The 19,648-nt window shown below is 73.3% G+C and carries 13 protein-coding genes; 6 read left to right on the top strand and 7 right to left on the bottom strand.

Annotation, left to right across the window (positions count from 1 at the left end; genetic code table 11):
* The first annotated feature begins 119 nt into the window (after positions 1-119).
* Complete coding sequence (locus tag WN71_RS32240; RefSeq protein ID WP_046584240.1) at positions 120-1,148, top strand: glycosyltransferase family 2 protein; 1,029 nt, start codon at positions 120-122, stop codon at positions 1,146-1,148.
* Between the two features lie 81 nt (positions 1,149-1,229).
* Here the strand turns inward: WN71_RS32240 and WN71_RS32235 are convergent, their stop codons facing one another.
* From WN71_RS32235 to WN71_RS32225, 3 genes are all read right to left on the bottom strand, one after another.
* A complete protein-coding gene (locus WN71_RS32235; protein ID WP_079178280.1) occupies positions 1,230-2,807 on the bottom strand; it encodes an LCP family protein in 1,578 nt (525 codons plus the stop codon).
* Between the two features lie 136 nt (positions 2,808-2,943).
* A complete protein-coding gene (locus tag WN71_RS32230; RefSeq protein WP_079178273.1) occupies positions 2,944-4,725 on the bottom strand; it encodes an LCP family protein in 1,782 nt (593 codons plus the stop codon).
* 331 nt (positions 4,726-5,056) lie between these two features.
* On the bottom strand, positions 5,057-5,812 hold the full coding sequence (locus WN71_RS32225; RefSeq protein WP_046584242.1) for a TIGR03089 family protein: 756 nt from the start codon (positions 5,810-5,812) through the stop codon (positions 5,057-5,059).
* Positions 5,813-5,923: 111 nt separating this feature from the next.
* Here WN71_RS32225 and WN71_RS32220 point away from each other — a divergent pair, with 111 nt between their 5' ends.
* Complete coding sequence (locus WN71_RS32220) at positions 5,924-7,378, top strand: peptidoglycan recognition protein family protein (RefSeq protein ID WP_079178272.1); 1,455 nt, start codon at positions 5,924-5,926, stop codon at positions 7,376-7,378.
* Between the two features lie 193 nt (positions 7,379-7,571).
* Positions 7,572-8,654, top strand: a complete 1,083-nt coding sequence (manB, locus tag WN71_RS32215) for a mannose-1-phosphate guanylyltransferase (RefSeq protein ID WP_046584243.1) — start codon at positions 7,572-7,574, stop codon at positions 8,652-8,654.
* A gap of 127 nt (positions 8,655-8,781) precedes the next feature.
* On the opposite strand, the gene WN71_RS32210 is transcribed toward manB, so the two are convergent.
* From WN71_RS32210 to WN71_RS32195, 4 genes are all read right to left on the bottom strand, one after another.
* Positions 8,782-9,795 (bottom strand): DNA-3-methyladenine glycosylase family protein, encoded by a 1,014-nt coding sequence (locus WN71_RS32210; protein WP_079178271.1) that lies wholly within the window; start codon positions 9,793-9,795, stop codon positions 8,782-8,784.
* A 108-nt stretch (positions 9,796-9,903) separates the two neighbouring features.
* Positions 9,904-11,223: a coenzyme F420-0:L-glutamate ligase gene (locus WN71_RS32205; protein ID WP_046584262.1), complete on the bottom strand. Its 1,320-nt coding sequence runs from the start codon at positions 11,221-11,223 to the stop codon at positions 9,904-9,906.
* A gap of 179 nt (positions 11,224-11,402) precedes the next feature.
* Positions 11,403-12,362, bottom strand: a complete 960-nt coding sequence (gene cofD / locus WN71_RS32200) for a 2-phospho-L-lactate transferase (RefSeq protein WP_046584245.1) — start codon at positions 12,360-12,362, stop codon at positions 11,403-11,405.
* A 34-nt stretch (positions 12,363-12,396) separates the two neighbouring features.
* Entirely contained in the window at positions 12,397-12,954 is a 558-nt protein-coding gene (locus tag WN71_RS32195) for a cysteine dioxygenase (RefSeq protein ID WP_046584246.1), read from the bottom strand.
* 725 nt (positions 12,955-13,679) lie between these two features.
* On the opposite strand from WN71_RS32195, the gene WN71_RS32190 reads away from it, so the two are divergent.
* From WN71_RS32190 to WN71_RS32180, 3 genes are all read left to right on the top strand, one after another.
* A complete protein-coding gene (locus WN71_RS32190; protein ID WP_006134669.1) occupies positions 13,680-13,943 on the top strand; it encodes a WhiB family transcriptional regulator in 264 nt (87 codons plus the stop codon).
* A 303-nt stretch (positions 13,944-14,246) separates the two neighbouring features.
* The gene (locus tag WN71_RS32185; RefSeq protein ID WP_079178270.1) at positions 14,247-18,086 is read left to right on the top strand and encodes a glycosyltransferase family 2 protein; all 3,840 of its coding nucleotides are present in this window, start codon (positions 14,247-14,249) and stop codon (positions 18,084-18,086) included.
* Positions 18,083-19,615 (top strand): DUF5719 family protein, encoded by a 1,533-nt coding sequence (locus WN71_RS32180; RefSeq protein ID WP_046584248.1) that lies wholly within the window; start codon positions 18,083-18,085, stop codon positions 19,613-19,615. The genes WN71_RS32185 and WN71_RS32180 overlap by 4 nt, the downstream gene beginning before the upstream one ends.
* Positions 19,616-19,648 lie beyond the last annotated feature (33 nt).

Raw genomic sequence — 19,648 nt, 5'->3', positions numbered from 1 at the left:
CCTTCCGGACGAGGCCGTACGCGATCCGTGAGCACCGTAGGTCGATACGATCTCCTGCCCGGCTCCCGGGCAGGGCGGCGCGCACCGCTGTCCCTCGTTCGCGGTAACGTGACCCCTCTATGAACGCCAATCCCGACGTGCAGCTCCCCGCCGTGTCCGTCATCATGCCCGTCCTCAACGAGGAGCGGCATCTGCGCGGAGCCGTCCAAGCGATCCTCGCGCAGAGTTACGCCGGCGAGATGGAGGTCGTGATCGCCCTCGGTCCGTCCACGGACCGCACGGACGAGATCGCCGCCGAGCTCGTACGGGAAGACCCGCGCGTGCACACCGTGCCGAACCCGACGGGCCGCACGCCCGCCGCCCTCAACGCGGCGATCAAGGCGTCCCGCCACCCGGTCGTGGTCCGTGTCGACGGACACGGGATCCTCTCCGCCGACTACATCGCGACCGCCGTACGGCTGCTCGCGGAGACCGGCGCGCAGAACGTCGGCGGGATCATGCACGCCGAGGGCGAGAACGACTGGGAGCACGCCGTCGCCGCCGCCATGACGTCGAAGATCGGCGTCGGCAACGCGGCCTTCCACACGGGAGGTTCCGCCGGCGCCGCCGAGACGGTGTACCTCGGTGTCTTCCGCCGCGAGGCGCTGGAGCGGCAGGGCGGCTACAACGAGGAGTTCATCCGCGCCCAGGACTGGGAGCTGAACTTCCGCATCCGTGAGGCGGGCGGGCTGATCTGGTTCTCGCCCGAGCTCAGGGTGTCGTACCGCCCCCGCCCGAGCGTGAAGGCGCTCGCCAAGCAGTACAAGGACTACGGCCGTTGGCGGCACGTCGTCGCCCGGTACCACGAGGGTTCCATCAACCTGCGCTACCTCGCACCGCCGACCGCCGTGGGCGCGATAGCCGCCGGCGTCGTGGTGGGCGCGCTGCTCACGCCGTGGGGCTTCGTCGTCCCCGCCGGCTACCTCGCGGCCATCGCGCTCGGCTCGGTGCCCGCCGGCAAGGGCCTCGGCCTCAAGGCGCGGCTCCAGATCCCCGTCGCCCTCGCCACCATGCACATGTCGTGGGGCTGGGGCTTCCTGACCAGCCCCAAGTCGCTGGCCAGGAAGGTCATCGCGTCCCGCCGCCCCGCGGTCGTCGCCGTCGACTGACCTGCGGACCAGACCCGTCGTACGCCTCGGCCCGGACCACCCGCTGGTGGTCCGGGCCGAGGCGTACCGGCAACCGGTGGGCTACCAGATGTAGTTCGGGTCGACGTGCATGCACGCCTTGGTGTCCGCGCCGTTGAGGGCGCTCGCCGACGACGGGGTCGTGTCGTCGTCGTCCGCCGCCTGGTACGTGTCGCCCGAGCGCCAGTCCGCGCCCACCACCAGCGTGACCCCGGAGACGTCCGTCTCCTTCTTCACCTGGGAGAACGGGATGCCCAGGGCCTTCGCCACGCGCTGGGCGTCGCCCTCCAGGTCCGCGCTCGGGTAGCGGATCACCGTCTCGTCCAGGCCGGTCAGGGCCGTGGTGTCCGCGGCCGCCTTGGTGAAGCCCTTGCCGGCCAGCAGCGTGGAGACCGCGCGGGCCCGGCCCGGCACCGCCACCTGGCCGTCGCCGCTGGTGCCGTTCTCCACCTGCACCGCGATCTCGTCGTCCGCCGCGGCCGGGTCCGTGGACGCCGCCGTCGTCTTCTTCTTTTTCTTGTCCTTGCCGTCCAGCGCGATGTCCTCGCGGACCAGCCGGAACAGCTTGTCCGCGTCGGCCGGCTTCGGCACCACGCGGCCGCTGGACGTCGACGAGTACTGCCACGGCATCGTCGTCATGGTGATGCGCTCCGTGGGGACCTTCTTCAGCTCCTTGCTGAGGTCGTAGAGCTTGGCGACGGTGCCGAGGCCGTCGTCGACCGTGAGCGCCTTGGTCGCCGTCTCGGCGAGGTCGCGCAGCTTGCCCGGGTTGCTCAGCGTGGCGTTCTCCCGCAGCTGGCGGACCATCGAGTTCATGTACATGTGCTGCGCCTTGGTGCGCGCGATGTCCGTGTCGTCCTCGAAGCCGTACCGCGTGCGCAGCCACTGGAGGGCCTGCTTGCCCTTGACGGACGTCGTGCCCTTCTTCAGCTTCAGGCCCGAGCCGTGGCCGGTGGAGGTGTGCGAGTAGATGTTGGCGTCCACGCAGACCGGCACGCCGCCGATCGCGTCCGCCATGTCCACCACGCCGGAGAAGTCGACCATCATGAAGTGGTCGATGTGGATGTCCGTCAGCTTCTCCCAGGTCGCCACCGTGCAGCCGGGGCCGCCGCGGCCGAGGGAGTCGTTCACCATCGCCGAGGTGCTCGCCGCGTACACCTTGCCGCTGTCGGGGTCGGTGCACTGCGGGATCGACACCAGGGTGTCGCGCGGAATGCTGACCACCGACATGTTGGTGCGGTCCGCCGAGACGTGGAGCAGCATCTGCACGTCGGCGCGGGCCGGGGTGTTGAAGGTGTCCCGGGCGCCGCCCAGCTTCTGGTTCTCCGCGCTGTCGCGGGCGTCGGAGCCGAGGAGCAGGATGTTCAGCGGGGTCTGGCCCGCGGCGTTCGCCTTGGACGCGGCCGCCCGGTCCTTGGAGTCCCCGATGTTCAGGTCGTCCTTCTTGATGTTGCCGTTGAGGTGCTGGTAGTAGAGATAACCGGCACCCGAGGTGCCCAATATCAGTACCGCCAGAACCGTCGCCGACCAGCGCAGCACCCGGCGCCTGGGTCTCGCGCGTCCGCTGTCCGCGCCGTCGCCCAAGCCCTTTCCGCCACCTGCCGCCGACTGTGCCTGTGGGTCCTGCGGTGTCAGGGACATCGTGTCCTCGACCGCCGGAACCTCCCCCCGCACATCACTACGCGCCAACTCCTGCCCCTCCCACCCAGCGCCGGACACGGGTCAGCCCCGCGCCTGGTTAGACGCGGGACGGACCCTCAGGGTTACCCCCGAATTCCTACTTGGCGCACTCGACCTTGTCCGCGGTGGACTTCTGGATGTTCTCCGGCGCCTTTGTCGGAGTGGTGAGCGAGACGCCCGCACCCTTGAAGTCCTTGCCCAGAGTCAGCGTCATCGCAGGCAGGCCCTGGGAGTTGGTCACGCTCTTGCCGGGCTTCAGTGCGGATCCGGAAAGACCCATGATGGCGGCGAGCCTGCGTGCCTGGGCGGCCTGGTCGGGCGCGTACTCGAGCGTCGTCCTGCTCAGGGCCGAGGGCGCGTTCCCCGCGTTCTCGGACTTGAGCACGCCCTCATCATTCTGCAGCCAGGTAAGAGTTTCCTGTGCGGAACCTGCGGGTGCGCCACCGTTCATGACGCGCACCCGGACCTCGGACGCGGCGGACTTGGTGCCCTTGAGCCGGGCGGCGGCCGCGTCGGCCGCCTTCTTCTTCTGGTTCTTCACCGCGGTGAAGGACACGTCGTTCTTGATGGCGTCGAACACGGCGGGCGCGGTGCTGTTGTTGAGCACGACGGTCGCGTGGACCTTCTCCGCCGGGTTGTCGACGACCGGGACCGTGGTGAAGGTGAGGTTCTTCGGGTCGAGCTTGCCGAGCTCCAGACCGAGGTCCTTCAGCTTGCCGATGCTGTCGAGCTGCGAGTCCACCGTGAGGGCCTTGGTGGCCGCCTCGGCGACCTTCACCATCTTCGTCGGGCTGGTCAGCGTGGAGTTGGACTTCAGCTTGCGCATCAGGGCGCTGAGGAACTGCTGTTGCAGCGTGATCCGGCTCAGGTCGCCGCCGAAGCCGACGGCGTGCCGGGTGCGGACGAACGCGAGCGCCGTCTCGCCCGCGATGTGCTGCGTGCCCTTCTTCAGATTCAGGTGTGAATCAGGGTCGTTGATGTCCTTGGCGAGACACACGTCCACCCCGCCGACCGCGGTGGTCAGCGACTTGACGGCGTTGAAGTCGGCCACCATGAAGTCGTCGGGCTTCACGCCGGTCAGCTCCGTCACCGTGCGTACGGTGCAGCTCGGCGTGCGGCCGTCCTGCCCGAGGCTGGTGTTGAAGCGGACGTCCGAGGTGCCGGGGATGACCTTCGTGCTGCCGTCGGCCTGCTTCGTCGGGCAGTCCGGCACGTCCACGATGAGGTCGCGCGGGATGCTGAGCGCGGTCGCGTTGGAGCGGTCCTTGGAGACGTGCAGCAGGATGTTGGTGTCGGCGTGGCCGACGCTGCCCGCGTCGCCGTAGCCCGTGTTGCCCTTGCCGGTGCGCTTGTCGGTGCCGATCAGCAGGATGTTGATGGCCCGGTCCTTCTGGAAGCCACCGGTGCTCGCGCCGTCGTCGGAGATGGCGGTGATGTTGTCGTTGAGGTGCTTGATGTACAGATAGCCCGCGGCCGACGCCACGACGAGCACGAACGCCATGGAACCGCCGGTCCACAGCAGTACCTTCTTCGCCTTCGACTTCTGCTTCACCGGCCGGCGGCCGCGCCGTCCCGGCGGGGTCTCCGGCGGCGCACCCCGGCCCCGGCGCGGCGGCGGCACCTCGCGGCCGGGCGTCTCCCGGTCGGGTGCCTCCCGGTCCGGCGCCCGGCGGCCGGCGGCCTCGGGCGCCGCGGAGCGGCCACGGGCCGCCCGGCCCGCACCCGGGTCCTGACGTGAAGGGGATCTGCGGGGTCCCGGCACCGCCGACTGCGGAGCGGATTGACTCAGTCGCAGTTCGTATTCACCGGTGTTCGGATTGAGCACCCACTGGTCTGCGGGGTCGATGTTGTCCGCCCGCCCACGGCCTTGCGCGTCCACGGTTGTCCGAATCCTCCGTCGGGGCCACGCGGCGCCTTCCCCCCGTCAAGGCGCTCGGGTCTCGTACAAACAGTGCGCGACCCCAGGTCGGTCCTCTGGGCCGGGTGCACCGGATCGCTCACACTATCCGCCCAGTTCGGCGCTGAGCGACGCCGGTGAGAAATTCGCCCTTCCTACAAGGGGGCAATCCCTCCCATTCCCCCGTGGGGAATGTGAGGCCCCTGTGTCGATCCGCCGCGCGGGGGGTGAGAGCGGGGCGCCGGGCGGGGCGCGCGCCGGGCGGTGGAGTGCGGGCCGGGGGGCGCTGGGGTGTCGGGAAGTGGCGTAGGTCTCAGTGGCGGGCGGTGGTGACCCGCTCGCTCTCGATCCGCTGGGCGAGGGCGTCCTCGCCCAGGCGCGCCAGATTCCGGCACAGCACCACGGAGCCCCCGGTCGCCAGCGGCGCGTAGAGCCCGGCGCTCAGCCCCTCCCAGGTGTCGTACGAAAGCCCCGACAGCAGCCGGGACCCCGGTCCGGTGAGGCCGAGGCCGGGCGCGTCGGCGCGGGCCCGCTCCACGGCCTCCGCCGCCGTGTACTCGGCGCCCGCCACGACGATCGCGGGCTCCTCCGGGTCGACCGGCACGAACGGCGCGAAGCGGTCGCCCTGGCCCGGCACCTCGACCGCGTAGTCGGCGAAGCCGGCCGGCGGCTGCGGGAACCGCCCGCCCAGCGGCCGCAGCGCCAGGGCCACCCGCTCCCCGGAGCAGGTCCGTGCCCGCTCCAGCGTGTCGGGCCCGCTGACCACCACGTCGGCCGCCGCCGGGTCGCCGCCCACGTCCACGACCGTGCCCACGGACGCGCACGCCAGCAGCCACACCGCCGTCTGCCAGTGCGCGGGCAGCAGCAGCGCGACCCGGTCGCCGGGCCCGGCGCCGAGGTCGCCCTGCAGCAGGTTGGCGGTCTTGGCCACCCAATTGGCGAAGGTCGCCACGGACAGTTCGACGCGCTCGCCCGTGGCGTCGTCGTAGAAGGTCACCAGGGGGCGCCCGGGGTCCGCGGCGAGCGCGGAACGCAGCAGGTCGGCAGGGGTGCGGTCGGTCGCGTTCACCCGCGCAAGGGTACGCCGGGCGGCAGCCGCGCGACGGGCGCGCGAGCCACCGGTTCGGCCCAGCCGCCGCCGACGGCCCGTCAGGTCCGCGATGGACAGAAATATATGACTATGTTCAAGATCTTCCGTATGCGTGGATTTCTTGCTTCCTCGATCGGAGTCACCTGCGCGGCCGCGCTCGCCCTCCCGCTGACCGCGCCGGCCGCCGCGACGACCACGACCACGACCGGCGCCGCGACGGCGGCCGCGAGAACGGCCGGGGCCGCGGCCGCGGGACCGGCCGGGGCGGCCGCGTCCCGTTCCCTCGCGGGCAGCACCCGTTCCCTCGCGGGCAGCACCCAGTCGCTCGCCCTGGAGCCCGTCGCGCCCGCCTCCCGCGACCGCGTGCTGGGCGCCGTACCCGAAGAAGGCCTGTACCGCGGGAAGGTGCACCGCTTCTCGATGGTCGGCGTGGCCTGGGCCGACCCCCGCAGGGCGCTGGACGGCCGGGTCCAGGTCCGCACCCGCTCCGTCGGCACGGGCGCGTGGACCGGATGGCAGGACATCGAGACCCACAACGCCGACCACGGCGCCGACCCGGGCACCGCCGAGGCCGCCTCCGGCCGGCGGCGCGGCGGGACGGCCCCGCTGTGGACCGGCGACTCGGACGGCGTGCAGGTGCGGGTGCGGCCCGGCGGCTCGGGCCGGCCCGCCGCCCCGCTGCCCGCCGGACTGCGCCTCGAACTCGTCGACCCGGGCGGGGAGGACGCGCCGCCCGACGACTCCGCGACACAGGAGGACGCGGAGGAGGACACCCGTATCGGCGTGGTGGACGCCGAGGCGACCGCCGCGGAAGCCGACGCCGACCTCGCGCCCCTCGGTGCCAAGGCGATCCCGGCGCTGGACCGGACGGAGACCGAGCGGGAGCTGTACGACCTGCGCGGCGACGAGCTGACGGAGCAGCAGCGCGCGAAGCCGTACATCGGCCCCCGGCCGCGCATCGTCACGCGCCGCGGCTGGGGCGCGGACGAGGGGCTGCGCGAGAAGGGGTTCGTCTACACCCATCAGGTCAAGGCCGCCTTCGTGCACCACACCGTGACCGGCAACAAGTACACCTGCGCGCAGGCCCCGTCGGTCATCCGCGGTATCTACCGCTACCACGTGGTGAGCATGGGCTGGCGCGACATCGGCTACAACTTCCTCGTCGACAAGTGCGGAACCATCTACGAGGGCCGGGCCGGAGGGGTGGCCGAACCGGTACTGGGCGCCCATACGCTCGGTTTCAACACCGACAGCATGGGGATCGCCGTCATCGGCACGTTCACCAAGTCCAAGCCGTCCACGGCGGCCGTCGAGGCCGTCGCCAAGCTCACGGCATGGAAGCTCGGACTCTACGGGGGCAATCCGAGCGGAAAGACATATCTGAAGTCCGGTGGTGGCAATCTCTACCGAAAAGGAAAGAACGTGCGACTGAACGTGATCTCCGGCCATCGGGACGGGTTCGCGACCGAGTGCCCCGGACGACTGCTCTACGGCAAGCTCGGTACGGCCCGGTCCACCGCCGCGCACTACCAAGGGCGCCGCTGAGCCGGATCGCGCGCGGACGCGCGGCGGGTGAGGCCGTCGGGGGGCGGCGGGGGGAACCGGGGGAAACCGTGCACGCCATACGGGTCATCGAACCGAACACCACCCTGCCGTCGACGGCGTCATCGAACCGTCTGCATACACTGGCCGGCCGAAAGACAGTTCGGCCGGTCCCGGCAGGAAGCAGAGACGACAGGTGACAGAAGCGATCCTCCTGGTCGGCGGCAAAGGCACGCGACTGCGTCCGCTCACGGTGCACACCCCGAAGCCGATGGTCCCGGCGGCCGGGGTTCCCTTCCTCACCCATCAGCTGGCGCGGGCGAGAGCCGCGGGGGTCGAGCACATCGTCCTCGCCACCTCCTATCTCGCCGAGGTCTTCGAGCCGTACTTCGGCGACGGCTCGGCGCTCGGCCTGCACATCGAGTACCTCACGGAGGAGGAGCCGCTCGGTACCGGCGGCGCGATCCGCAACGTCGCCTCCCGGCTGCACTCGGGTCCCGACGAGCCGGTCCTGATCTTCAACGGCGACATCCTCACCGGGCTCGACATCCGCCGTCTGGTGGCCACCCACGAGACCACCGGCGCCGACGTGTCGCTGCACCTGACGAAGGTGACCGACCCGCGCGCCTACGGCCTGGTGCCCACCGACGACACCGGCCGGGTGCTCGCCTTCCTGGAGAAGCCGCAGACCCCCGAGGAGATCGTCACCGACCAGATCAACGCGGGGGCGTACGTCTTCCGCCGTTCGGTCATCGACACGATCCCGGTGGGCCGCCCGGTCTCCGTGGAGCGCGAGACCTTCCCCGACCTGCTGTCGGCCGGGGCCCATCTGCAGGGCATGGTCGACTCGACCTACTGGCTCGACCTCGGCACCCCCGCCGCCTTCGTCCGCGGCTCCGCCGACCTCGTCCTCGGCCGCGCCCCGTCCCCGGCCGTCCCCGGCCGCTGCGGGGACCGTCTGATCCTGCCCACGGCGAGGGTCGCGCCCGACGCGAAGCTCACCGGCGGCACGGTGGTCGGCGAGGGCGCGTTCGTCGCCGAGGGCGCGCGGGTCTGCGGCAGCACGATCCTGCCCGGCGCGGTCATCGAGCCCGGCGCGGTCATCACCGACTCCCTCATCGGCAGCCGCGCCCGGGTGGGCGAACGCTCGGTCCTCACCGGCACGGTGATCGGCGACGGCGCGGTGGTCGGCGCGGACAACGAACTCCGCGAGGGCGTACGCGTCTGGTGCGACGCGCGCATCCCGGCGGGGGCGGTGCGGTTCTCCTCGGACCAGTAGGGGGTTCCGTTTCCGGCTCTGCTTCTGCTTCCGGTTCCCCTGCCGGTTCTGCGTCCGGTTCCGCTGCCGGCTCTGCTTCCGCGTCCGGTTCTGCTTCAGGTGGGAGGTCTGCTCCACGGCAGGCCTCTCACAGGCGGCCGATGTCCACCCGGGGCATCTTCGGGGCCCGGCGGGCCGGGGTGCGGCCGCTGAGCAGGATCAGCCGGGCGGCCCGGTGCCGCTGTCCCGCGTACGGCTCCAGCAGCTCCAGCATCGCCGCGTCGTCCGCGTCCCGGTCCCCGGCGAGCGCCCAGCCGACGATCCCGGGCAGATGCAGATCGCCCACGGTCACCGCGTCCGGCGCCCCGTGGCTGCGCTGCACGGTCTCGGCCGAGGTCCACGGCCCGACCCCCGGCACCAGCTCCAGCCGCGCCTGAGCGGCCTCCGGCGCCATGCCCACCGCCTCCTCCAGCCGCGCGGCGACCCGCACGGCCCGCAGGATCGTCGACGCCCGCTTGTTGTCGACGCCCGCGCGATGCCACTCCCAGGACGGGATCAGCGCCCAGGTGCGCGGCGCCGGCATCACCCACAGCCGCCCGCCCGCCGCGGGACCCGGCGCCGGTTCCCCGAACTTCCGCACCAGCAGCCGCCAGGCCCGGTACGCCTCGTCCGTGGTGACCTTCTGCTCCAGGACCGAGGGGATCAGCGACTCCAGCACCAGCCCGGTGCGGGTCAGCCGCAGCCCCGGCCGCCGGTGCCGGGCCAGCGCCACCAGCTTGTGCCGCGGCGCGAAGACGGACGGGTCGTCGGCCGCGCCCAGCAGGTCGGGCAGCCCCTCCAGCAGCCACTCGGCGCCGGGCCCCCACGCCTCGCCCCGCACCTCGCCGCCGGCGGCTGTGACCCGCAGCGTCCCGGGTCCGGCGGGCGTACGGCAGGACCGCCACACGGAGCCGTCGGGCAGCGCACGGAACGTCGGGTCGGCCGGGCCGCGCCGCAGCGGACCCAGCACCAGGCCGAGATCCAGCGGGCCCTGCGGTGTCCAGCCGCGCACCCGGTCAGGGGCGCTCGCCGCCCCGGCGGGCCGGGGCACGCCCGCGGGCACCGCGACCTGCCCGCCGCGCACGGTGGTCCGTGTGGGCCGAGGAGCGAAACGTCCTGCCACGAGTGAAGTCCCGGGGTGGTGGTCGGCGGATGGGAGGGGGTGGGGCCGTCGGACGAACCCGAGGCCGTCTCCAGAGCCTAGGCGCTCGCACCGCCCGACCGCCGTGACTCACCGCACCTCGATGAACGCCCCCGCGTCCCGCTCCGGCCGGACCCGCGGTTCCTCCGCCGGGTGGCCGACGGCCACCGCGCCCATCGGGTCCCAGGTCGGCGGCAGGCCCAGGACCTCGCGCACGACCTCGCGGCAGAACATCGTCGACGACACCCATGCCGAGCCCAGCCGCTCCCCGGCCAGCGCCACGAGGAGGTTCTGCACGCCCGCGCCCGTGGCGACGACGAACATCTCCCGCTCGGCGGCGTCGCGCCGCGGGTCGCCGTAGGTGTGCGAGCCGTCCATGACCAGGCAGGGGACCACCAGGTAGGGCGCGTTGCGCAGCACGTCGCCGCGGCGGACCCGCTTGGCGACGGACTCCTCGCTCTTGCCGTCGCGCCTGAGGTCGGCGATCCACGCCTCCCGCATCGCGTCGAGCAGCCGGGTGCGCGCCCCGGGGGTCTCCAGCAGCACGAACCGCCAGGGCGTCGTGTGGTGCGGGGCCGGCGCGGTGACCGCCGCGGCCACCGCGCGCCGTACGGCGCCGGGGTCGACGGGCTCGTCCGTGAACGAGCGGATCGTGCGCCGCTGGGTGACCGCCTCCCGGACCGCCTCCGACGTGCCGAGCCGGAACATGTCGTCGCGGGCGCCGCGCACCATGGCCCGCGCGCCCTCCGCGTCGTCGGCGGCGACCAGGTGGGCGAGCCCGCGCACCACGGCGACCGGCAGCCCGGCGGCCTTGCCCTTGACGAGGTCGCCCGCGGCGGCCAGCTCGTCCGCGGTGGCGACGACGGTGGCGCTGAGCGGGTTGCCGTGCGCGTCCGTGCCGCCGCGCAGATCGTCCAGGACGTGCACCCCGGCGGCGCCGATCGCCACGTCCGTGAGCCCGGTGCGCCAGGGCCGCCCGAAGGTGTCGGTGACGACCACGCCGACGTCGACACCGAGCGCGTCCCGCAGCCCGGCGCGGATCGCGCGGGCGGAGGCGTCGGGGTCCTCGGGCAGCAGCAGCACGGTCCCGGCGGGGGTGTTGGAGGCGTCGACGCCCGCGGCGGCCATGACCAGGCCCTGCCGGTTCTCCACGATCCGCAGCGGGCCGCGGCGGGCCACGACCCGGACCGTCTCGGCGTCGATCGCGGCCTCGCGGTCGGCCGCCTCGACGATCCGGCCCTCGGCCTTGGACACGATCTTCGACGTGACGAGCAGCACGTCGCCGTCGGTCAGTTCGGGCGCGGCGGCGGCGATCAGCTTCCCGATGTCGTCGCCCTCCCGCACCTCGGGCAGCCCGGCGACGGCCCACACCCGGTAACCGGGCCCGGCCGCCTCACCGACGGAGTCCAGGGCCTCGCCGACGGAGTGCCGGGCCGCCTCGCCGACGGAGTCCAGGGCCGCCTCGGCGGCCGAGCTCCGGGCCGCCTCGCCCGCGGGAGCCGAGGCCTGCCCGCGCGCGGCGCCCGAGGGAGCCACGGTCGTCCCCTCCGCGGGAGGCACCGGCGCCCCGTCCGCGGCCCGTGCGTCGCTCACGCGCCCCGCACCTCCTCGGCCAGGGACAGCGCCTCGCGGGCCATCTGCGCGGCCGCCTCGACGTCGGTCATCATCAGCGGTACGGCGCGGCAGCGGATGCCCGCCGCCTCCACACGCTCCACCGCCGCCGCGTCCACCGTGTCGACCAGCCAGCCGTCGAGCAGGCCCGAGCCGTAGTGCTCGGCGACCGCCGTGGCGGTGGACTCCACGCCGACGGCCGCGAGCACCTTGTCGGCCATGCCGCGCACCGGCGCGTCCCCGACGATGGGGGAGAGGCCGACGACCGGCACCCCCGCGTCGGCGATGGCCTCCCGGATGCCGGGCACGGCCAGGATCGTGCCGATGGACACGACCGGGTTCGACGGCGGGAACAGCACCACGTCGGCCTCGGCGATCGCCTCCAGCACGCCGGGCGCGGGCTTCGACTGCTCGGCCCCGACCGGCACGACCGCCTCGGCCGGCACCGACGCCCGCAGCTTGACCCAGTACTCCTGGAAGTGGACCGCCTTGCGCTCGCCGTCCACCTCGACGGCCACATGGGTCTCGACCCGGTCGTCGGTCATCGGGATCAGCCGCACGCCCGGCCGCCACCGGTCGCACAGCGCCTCGGTGACCGCGCTGAGCGGGAAGCCCGCGCCGATCATCTGCGTCCGCACGATGTGCGTCGCGAAGTCCCGGTCGCCGAGCCCGAACCACTCGGGTCCGACGCCGTACGCCGCGAGTTCCTCCTTGAGATGGAAGGTCTCGTCCGCCCGCCCCCAGCCCTGCTCCTCGTTGATGCCGCCGCCGAGCGTGTACATCACCGTGTCGAGGTCCGGGCAGACCTTCAGCCCGAAGAGATGGATGTCGTCGCCGGTGTTGCCGATGACCGTCACGTCCGCGTCGGGCACGGCCCGCTTCAGACCGCGCAGGAACCGGGCACCGCCGATGCCGCCTGCCAGAACCACAATCCGCATGGGGACAAGTCTGGCAGGCGGGTACGACAACGGGTCAGGCGGTCACCCGGGCGGCCGGACCGTGCGCCGCCGGGGCCGCGCAGCGCGCCGCGTGCGCGGAGTGCTCGGTGCGCGCGGCGGGTCCGGTCCGGGCGCCGTGCATCGGCATCTCCGTCAGACCCGGGTGGTAGACGTGCAGGCTCACCGCGGGCTCCAGCGCGTCGTTGACCACCTCGTGCGCGTACCCCGGCGCGAAGACCCGCTGCGCGCCCGTACCCAGCGCGCGCGTGGCCCGCTCGGTGCGCTCGGTCAGCGTGCCCTCCAGCACGGTCAGCACACCGGAGGAGCCGCCGTGGTCGTGCAGCCCGCTGCCCTGGCCGGGCACCCACGACAGCAGCCACACCTCGTAGCCGGGCCCGGTCAGCAGCCGGTGGTACCAGCGCGTGGTGGCGTCGTAGCGCACGAGGTGCTCCCAGCGGGAGCGGTCGGCGGCGATGGTGCGGGCGAGGCCGGCGAACTCGGCGACGGTGGCCGGGTGCTCGCGCGGCGCCTGGAGCAGGTGCGGGACCTCGAGGATGTCGCCGGCGATCTGGAGGTCGCTGTCGCTGTTCATGGGGTGCGGTGTTCCTCGGCGGAAGAGTGGGGGCTGGGTGTCACGTGCCGTTCGCCCGGGTCACGGGCGAGAGGGTGCCCTGATGAGGGTGCGGATCAGAGATGAACGGCGGCCGGGTCGTGATGGACCCGGCGGCAGCCGGAGCGCGTTGGGCTCAACAGCTGGGACAGCAACAGCAACAGCGAGCCCGGGCAGCACCGTGGGACCCGGCGGTGCGGGTCGAGGTGAGTGCCAAGTTCGCGAGCATGCCCACAAGGACAGCGGCTCACACGTGACGTGTCAACTCGACGCCCGTTATGTGGGACATGTTTCACCTCATCCGGTTCACCTCGGAGGCGAAAGGTTTGTTCTCTCGCCGGGCCGGACACATGGCGCACAACCGGGCGCGCAAGCCCCGTTGGCATCTCGTGATCCGAACGTGATCCGGTTTGCCCCGGCGCGCGCGTGGCACTCGATCGGAACGAGATCGAACTGATGGGCGTCCTTCTCCGTACAAGGCTTCGGGCGGGGGTGGCGGCCCCTCGGGGTCCCGTCTGCATGTCAAGGTTTATGGCGATTTGAACACTTTCCGCATGGCCTTGGTTCCGCAGAGTGAATAAGGGACCCAATAGCAGATCTCGGCTTGACTCGCCCGGAGCAGCACACTTGTAATTTCACTCGTGTCGTTCAGCCGGAATCGATAACGGCTGGATCACGGGGACGCGAAAGACAGACGAGGGGCGCACATGACCGAGCTGGTGCAGCAACTGCTGGTCGACGACGCGGACGAGGAGCTCGGCTGGCAGGAGCGCGCGCTGTGCGCCCAGACCGACCCCGAGTCCTTCTTCCCCGAAAAGGGCGGTTCCACGCGCGAGGCCAAGAAGGTCTGCCTCGCCTGTGAGGTCCGCTCCGAGTGCCTCGAGTACGCCCTCGCCCACGACGAGCGCTTCGGCATCTGGGGCGGTCTGTCCGAGCGCGAGCGCCGCCGCCTGAAGAAGGCCGCGGTCTGACACCCTTGCCGCTCCCGCGGGCACGCGCGTCCCTCGACCACGCGCGCGTACCCCCGCGACCGGTCCGGCGGCCGGTGACCACCCGGTCCGGCGGCCCCCGGTGACCACCCGGTCCGGCCGCCCGCGATGTCCCTGCAATTCCCGGCATTTCCAGCGCGAACGGCCCGTCGCCCGTGGGTTGTCCACAGGCGGCGGGCCGCTGTGCTGCCCAGCCGATAGTGTGGGCGCTCGTCCGAGACGCCCCGCTGCCCCCCACGGGCACAGGCGTCCACCGCAGTCCATCGAACCGGGGCCCGTACCTCGATGTCCGTGCACAGCCATACGGCAGCCCAAGACGCGGCCGCCACACCTGAGTTCCCGCGCCACGTGGTCACCGCGGTGCTCGTCTCCCATGACGGCGCCCGCTGGCTGCCCGACGCGCTCGCCGGGCTGCTCGGCCAGGAGCGGCCCGTCCAGTTCGCCGTCGCGGCCGACACCGGCAGCGCGGACGCCTCGGCCCAGCTGGTCACCGACGCGCTCGGTGCCGACCAGGTGGTGCACCTCGCCCGCCGTACCGGCTTCGGCCAGGCCGTCGAGGAGGCCGTCCGCACGGCCCCCGTCCTCACCCCGGACGACCTGCCGTACCTGAGGCGTCCCAGCGGCTGGGACCCCGCCACCCGCAGCTGGCGCGACGACGCCTACGACATGCCGGAACTCCCGCACGGCGAGCCCGTCCAGTGGCTGTGGCTGCTCCACGACGACTGCGCCCCCGAACCGGACGCGCTGGCCCAGCTGCTGCGCGTCGTCGAGACCGAGATGGACCTCGGCCGCGACGACGTCGCCGTCGTGGGACCCAAGCTGCGTGGCTGGTACGACCGCCGCCAGCTCCTCGAGGTCGGCGTCACCATCGCCCACTCCGGCCGCCGCTGGACCGGCCTGGACCGCCGCGAACAGGACCAGGGACAGCACGACCACGTGCGGGCCGTGCTGTCCGTGTCCAGCGCGGGCATGCTGATCCGCCGCGACGTCTTCGAGGAGCTCGGCGGCTTCGACCGCAGGCTGCCCCTCATGCGCGACGACGTCGACCTGTGCTGGCGCGCCACCAGCGCCGGCTTCCGCGTCCTCATCGCCCCCGAGGCGGTCGTACGGCACGCTGAGGCCGCCTCCCGCGAGCGCCGCACCGTCGACTGCGTCGGCCGCAGCGTCGCCTCCCCGCACAAGGTCGACAAGGCCGGCGCCGCCTACACGCTGCTCGCCAACTCCCGCACCGCCGTCCTGCCGTGGGTGCTGCTGCGCCTCGTCCTCGGCACCGTGGTGCGCACCCTCGCCAACCTCGTCGGCAAGGTCCCCGGACAGGCCGTCGACGAGATCCGCGGCCTCCTCTCCACCCTGCTGCGGCCCGAGCGGATCATCGCCGCGCGGCGCAGGCGGGGCCGCCCGCAGATCGACAAGACCGAGATGCGGCCGCTGTTCCCGCCGCCCGGCGCGACCGTCCGGGCCACCGTCGAACAGGCCGCGGGCAACTTCCTCAGCAGCTCCGACCCCGAGATCGGCGCGGCCGGACGGCACGGCGGCGCGGTCGAGTCGGGCCCCGGCGGCGACGACGCCGACTTCATGGAGATCGAGCAGTTCGCCCGCCTCAAGCGCATCGCCCGCAAGCCGGGGCCGGTGCTGTTCCTGGTGCTGCTGCTCGTCTCGCTCGCCGCCTGCCGGCAGCTCCTCGGCGGCGGCGCGCTGGCCGGCGGCGCCCTGCTGCCCGCCCCCGGTTCCTCCTCCGAACTGTGGTCGCGCTACCTCGACGCGTGGCACACGGTGGGCACCGGCGGCACCCCCTCGGCGCCGCCCTACCTCGCCATCGTGGCGATGCTGTCGTCCGCGCTGCTGGGCTCGACCGGGCTCGCCGTCACCGTGCTGCTGGTCGGCTCGGTGCCGCTGGCCGGCTTCACCGCCTACTTCGCCTCCCGCCCGCTCGTCGAGTCCCGGCTGCTGCGCGCGTGGGCGGCCGTCGCCTACGCCTTCCTGCCCGCCGTGACCGGCGCCCTCGCCGGCGGCCGGCTCGGCACGGCGGTCCTCGCCGTCCTGCTGCCGCTCATCGTGCGCGCGGGGGTCGCCGCCGGCGGCCTGGCCAACGCCTCCGGCGCCCGCGGCAGCTGGCGCGCCACCTGGGCCTACGCCCTGCTGCTGACGATCACCACTGCCTTCACGCCCATCGTGTGGCCGCTGGCGCTGGTCCTCGGCCTCGCCGTCCTCGTGGTCCGGCGCGGCGAGATCGTCGCCTACGGCCTGCGCCTGCTGGTCCAGCTGGGCACCCCGCTGCTGGTCCTCGCGCCCTGGTCGCTCACCCTGCTGCCGACCGGCTTCTTCAAGGAGGACGGGCTCGCCTACGGCGCCTCGGCCGCCTCCGCGCTCGACCTGCTCGGCGCGAGCCCCGGCGGGCCCGGCACGCTCAACGGCCTGATGCTCATCGGCATCGTGCTCGCCGCCCTGGCCGCGCTGCTGCGCTCCGAGCGCCAGACGACGATCCGCGCCGCGTGGGCGGCAGCCCTGGTCGCACTCGTCTTCGCGGTCCTGGCCAACGACTCCACCTGGGCCGGACCGGCCACCCTCGGCTACGGCATCGCCCTGCTCACCGCCGCCACGGTCGGCGCCGACGGCGCCCGCTCGCGCGTCGCCGAACAGAGCTTCGGCTGGCGTCAGCCGGTCGCCGCCCTCGTCGCCTTCGCGTCCCTGGCGGGCCCGCTGCTCCTCGCCGCCGGCTGGATGATCCGCGGCGCCGACGGCCCGGTGGAGCGCCAGGACCCGTCCCAGGTGCCCGCCTTCGTCGCCGAGGAGAGCGACACCGCCGACCGGGCCCGCACCCTGATCCTCGACAGCGACTCCGCCGCGCACGTGCGCTACACCCTCGTCCGCGGCTCCGGCGCGCGCATGGGCGACGCCGAACTGACCGCCGAGGAGGGCGAGAACAGCAGGCTCGACAAGGTCGTCGCCAACCTCGTCGCCGGCTCCGGCGCCGACCAGGCCGACGAACTCGGCGGCTTCGCCGTGCGCTACGTCCTCGTCCACAAGGGCGCGCCCCGCGAGGTCAGCCGCGTCCTGGACGCCACCCCCGGCCTGTCCCGGCTCAGCCAGCAGGACGGCAGCGCCCTGTGGCGCGTGGACCAGCAGGTCTCCCGCGCCACCATCGTCCCCGCCTCCGGCTCGGGTGCCGCGCAGTCCGTCGCCGCCGGGCCCGTGGAGATCCACACCACCATCCCGACCGGCTCCGACGGGCGCGTGCTGCGCCTCGCCGACAGCGCCGCCGAGGGCTGGACGGCGACCCTGGACGGCAAGCCGCTCACCCGCACCACCGTCGACGGCTGGGCCCAGGGCTTCGAGCTGCCCGCCGCGGGCGGCAGGCTCGACGTGACCTACGACGCCCCGATCACCCACACCGCGTGGCACTGGGCGCAGGGCGCGCTCGCCGCCGTCCTGGTGGTGCTGGCCCTGCCGGGCCGCCGCCGCGAGGTCGACGACGACCTGCCCGAGGAGGAGTACGTGCCCGCCGAGCCCGTGGAGGGCGAGGGCCGCCGCGCCCGCCGGCTGCGCGCCCAGGCGGAGGCCGAGGCGGAGGCCGCGGCCGGCGAGTACGACGAGAGCGGCGAGGGCGCCGCGACCGACGCCTTCGACGAGTACGACGAGTACGTGCGCCAGGGCCGGCCCGAGCAGCACGACGGGTCCGAGGAGCCCGGGGAGTTCGACGCGTTCTCCCCCGCCGGACAGGGCGACGGCGACGCCGCCCCGGACGCACCCGCCGCCGTACCGCACCAGCAGTCCTACGCGGACTGGGACCAGGCGAGCTACGCGACCGCCGAGTACGGCTACGGCGAGCAGCAGCAGTACCCGGACGCCGCCCAGCAGCAGCAGTACCCGGCGGCCGACGGCTACGGCCAGGGCTACCCGGCGGACCCGTACCAGGGCGGCGGCCAGTACGACCCCTACGGCTACGGCGCCCCCCAGCAGGCGGGCGGGTACGACCAGCAGGGCTACGACCAGGCCTACCAGCAGGGCTACGACCAGCAGGACTACGACGGCCAGGGCTACGACCCGCAGGGCTACGACGGGACCTACGACCCGACGCGGCCCCACCCCCACGGCAATGAGCGCCCCGACGGGAGCCAGCAGTGAACCGCACCACCCTGTCCCTGATCGCCGGAGTCGCCGCGCTCGCCGCCGTCACCGGGTTCGCGGCCGTCGACAGCCCGGACGCGTCGGGCGCCGCCACCGCGAAGGCGGCCGCGCAACTGCCCGTCGAGCGCACGAGCCTGCTGTGCCCCTCGCCCAGCATCTCCGACATCGCCGAGACGTCGTACACGTCGTTCACGCCCGTCACCGAGGGCACCGACTCCAGTGGCAAGGCCCAGCTCCAGGCCGCCGACGTCCAGTCGGACGACGGGTCGGCCGACACGGCCACGCCGAGCGCGTCGAGCAGCAAGAGCGGCAAGAGCGGCAAGTCGAAGACCGCGAAGGCCGTGGTGACCCCCAAGGAGCCCGGCACGCCGGCCACCGGCGACGCCAGCGGTGGCGACTCGCCCGCCCTGATCGGCACCGCAGACGGCAAGTTCGCGCCCGGCTGGACCGTGCAGGAGACCACCGAGGTCGCCGCGGGCACCGGCCGCGGCCTCCAGGGCGTCACCTGCTCCAGCGCCGACACCGAGTTCTGGTTCCCCGGCGCCAGCACGTCCGCGGACCGCACCGACTACGTGCACCTCACCAACCCGGACGACTCCGCCGCGGTCGTCGACATCGAGCTCTACGGCAAGGACGGCGCCCTCAAGTCCACGCTGGGCGAGGGCATCACGGTGGCCCCGCACTCCACGAAGCCGGTCCTGCTGTCCACGCTCACCGACGGGCGGCAGACCGACCTGACCGTGCACGTCACCGTCCGCAGCGGCCGGGTCGCCGCCGCCGTGCAGGCGCTGGACGACAAGACCGGCGGCGACTGGCTGTCCGCCTCGACCGACCCGGCCGGCAGCCTCGTCCTGCCCGGCATCCCCAAGGACGCCACCTCGGTGCGCCTGATCGTCTTCACGCCGGGCGACGCCGACGCCGACCTCACCGTCAAGCTCGCCTCGCCCGACGGGAAGATCACCCCGGCCGGACACGAGACGCTGCACGTGAAGTCGGGGGACACCACCGCGGTCGACCTGGGCGACGTCACGCGCGGCGAGGCCGGCTCCCTGATCCTCACGCCCAGCGACAGCTCGGTGCCGGTGGTCGCCGCCCTGCGCGTGGTGCGCGGCAAGGAGGGCAAGCAGGAGTCGGCGTTCATCCCGGCGACGGCCCCGGTCGGCACGCGCGCGACGTCCGCCGACAACAGCGCCAAGGGCAGCACGCTGTCCCTGACCGCGCCCACGGCCACCGCGACCGTCAAGGTGACGGCGTCCGCGGGCAGCGAGGGCGGCAAGGCCGTCTCGAAGACGTACACGATCAAGGCCGGCACCACCCAGGACGTCGAGGCGCCCGTCCCGAGCGGCGTGAAGGGGACGTACGCCCTGACGGTCGAGACGGTCTCGGGCGGTCCCGTGTACGGCGCCCGGACGCTCTCGGCGACCGAGGACGGCGTGCCCGGCTTCACCGTGCAGACCCTCCCGGACGACCGCGGCACGGTGGCGGTGCCGCAGGCGGACCAGGATCTGTCGGTGCTTCAGAAGTGAGCGGCGGGGCGCCTCGGGTGCCCCGCCCCCGCC

Source organism: Streptomyces mangrovisoli (genome assembly GCF_000974985.2).
Lineage (GTDB): Bacteria > Actinomycetota > Actinomycetes > Streptomycetales > Streptomycetaceae > Streptomyces > Streptomyces mangrovisoli.
This window is presented reverse-complemented; position numbering and strand designations above follow the sequence as displayed.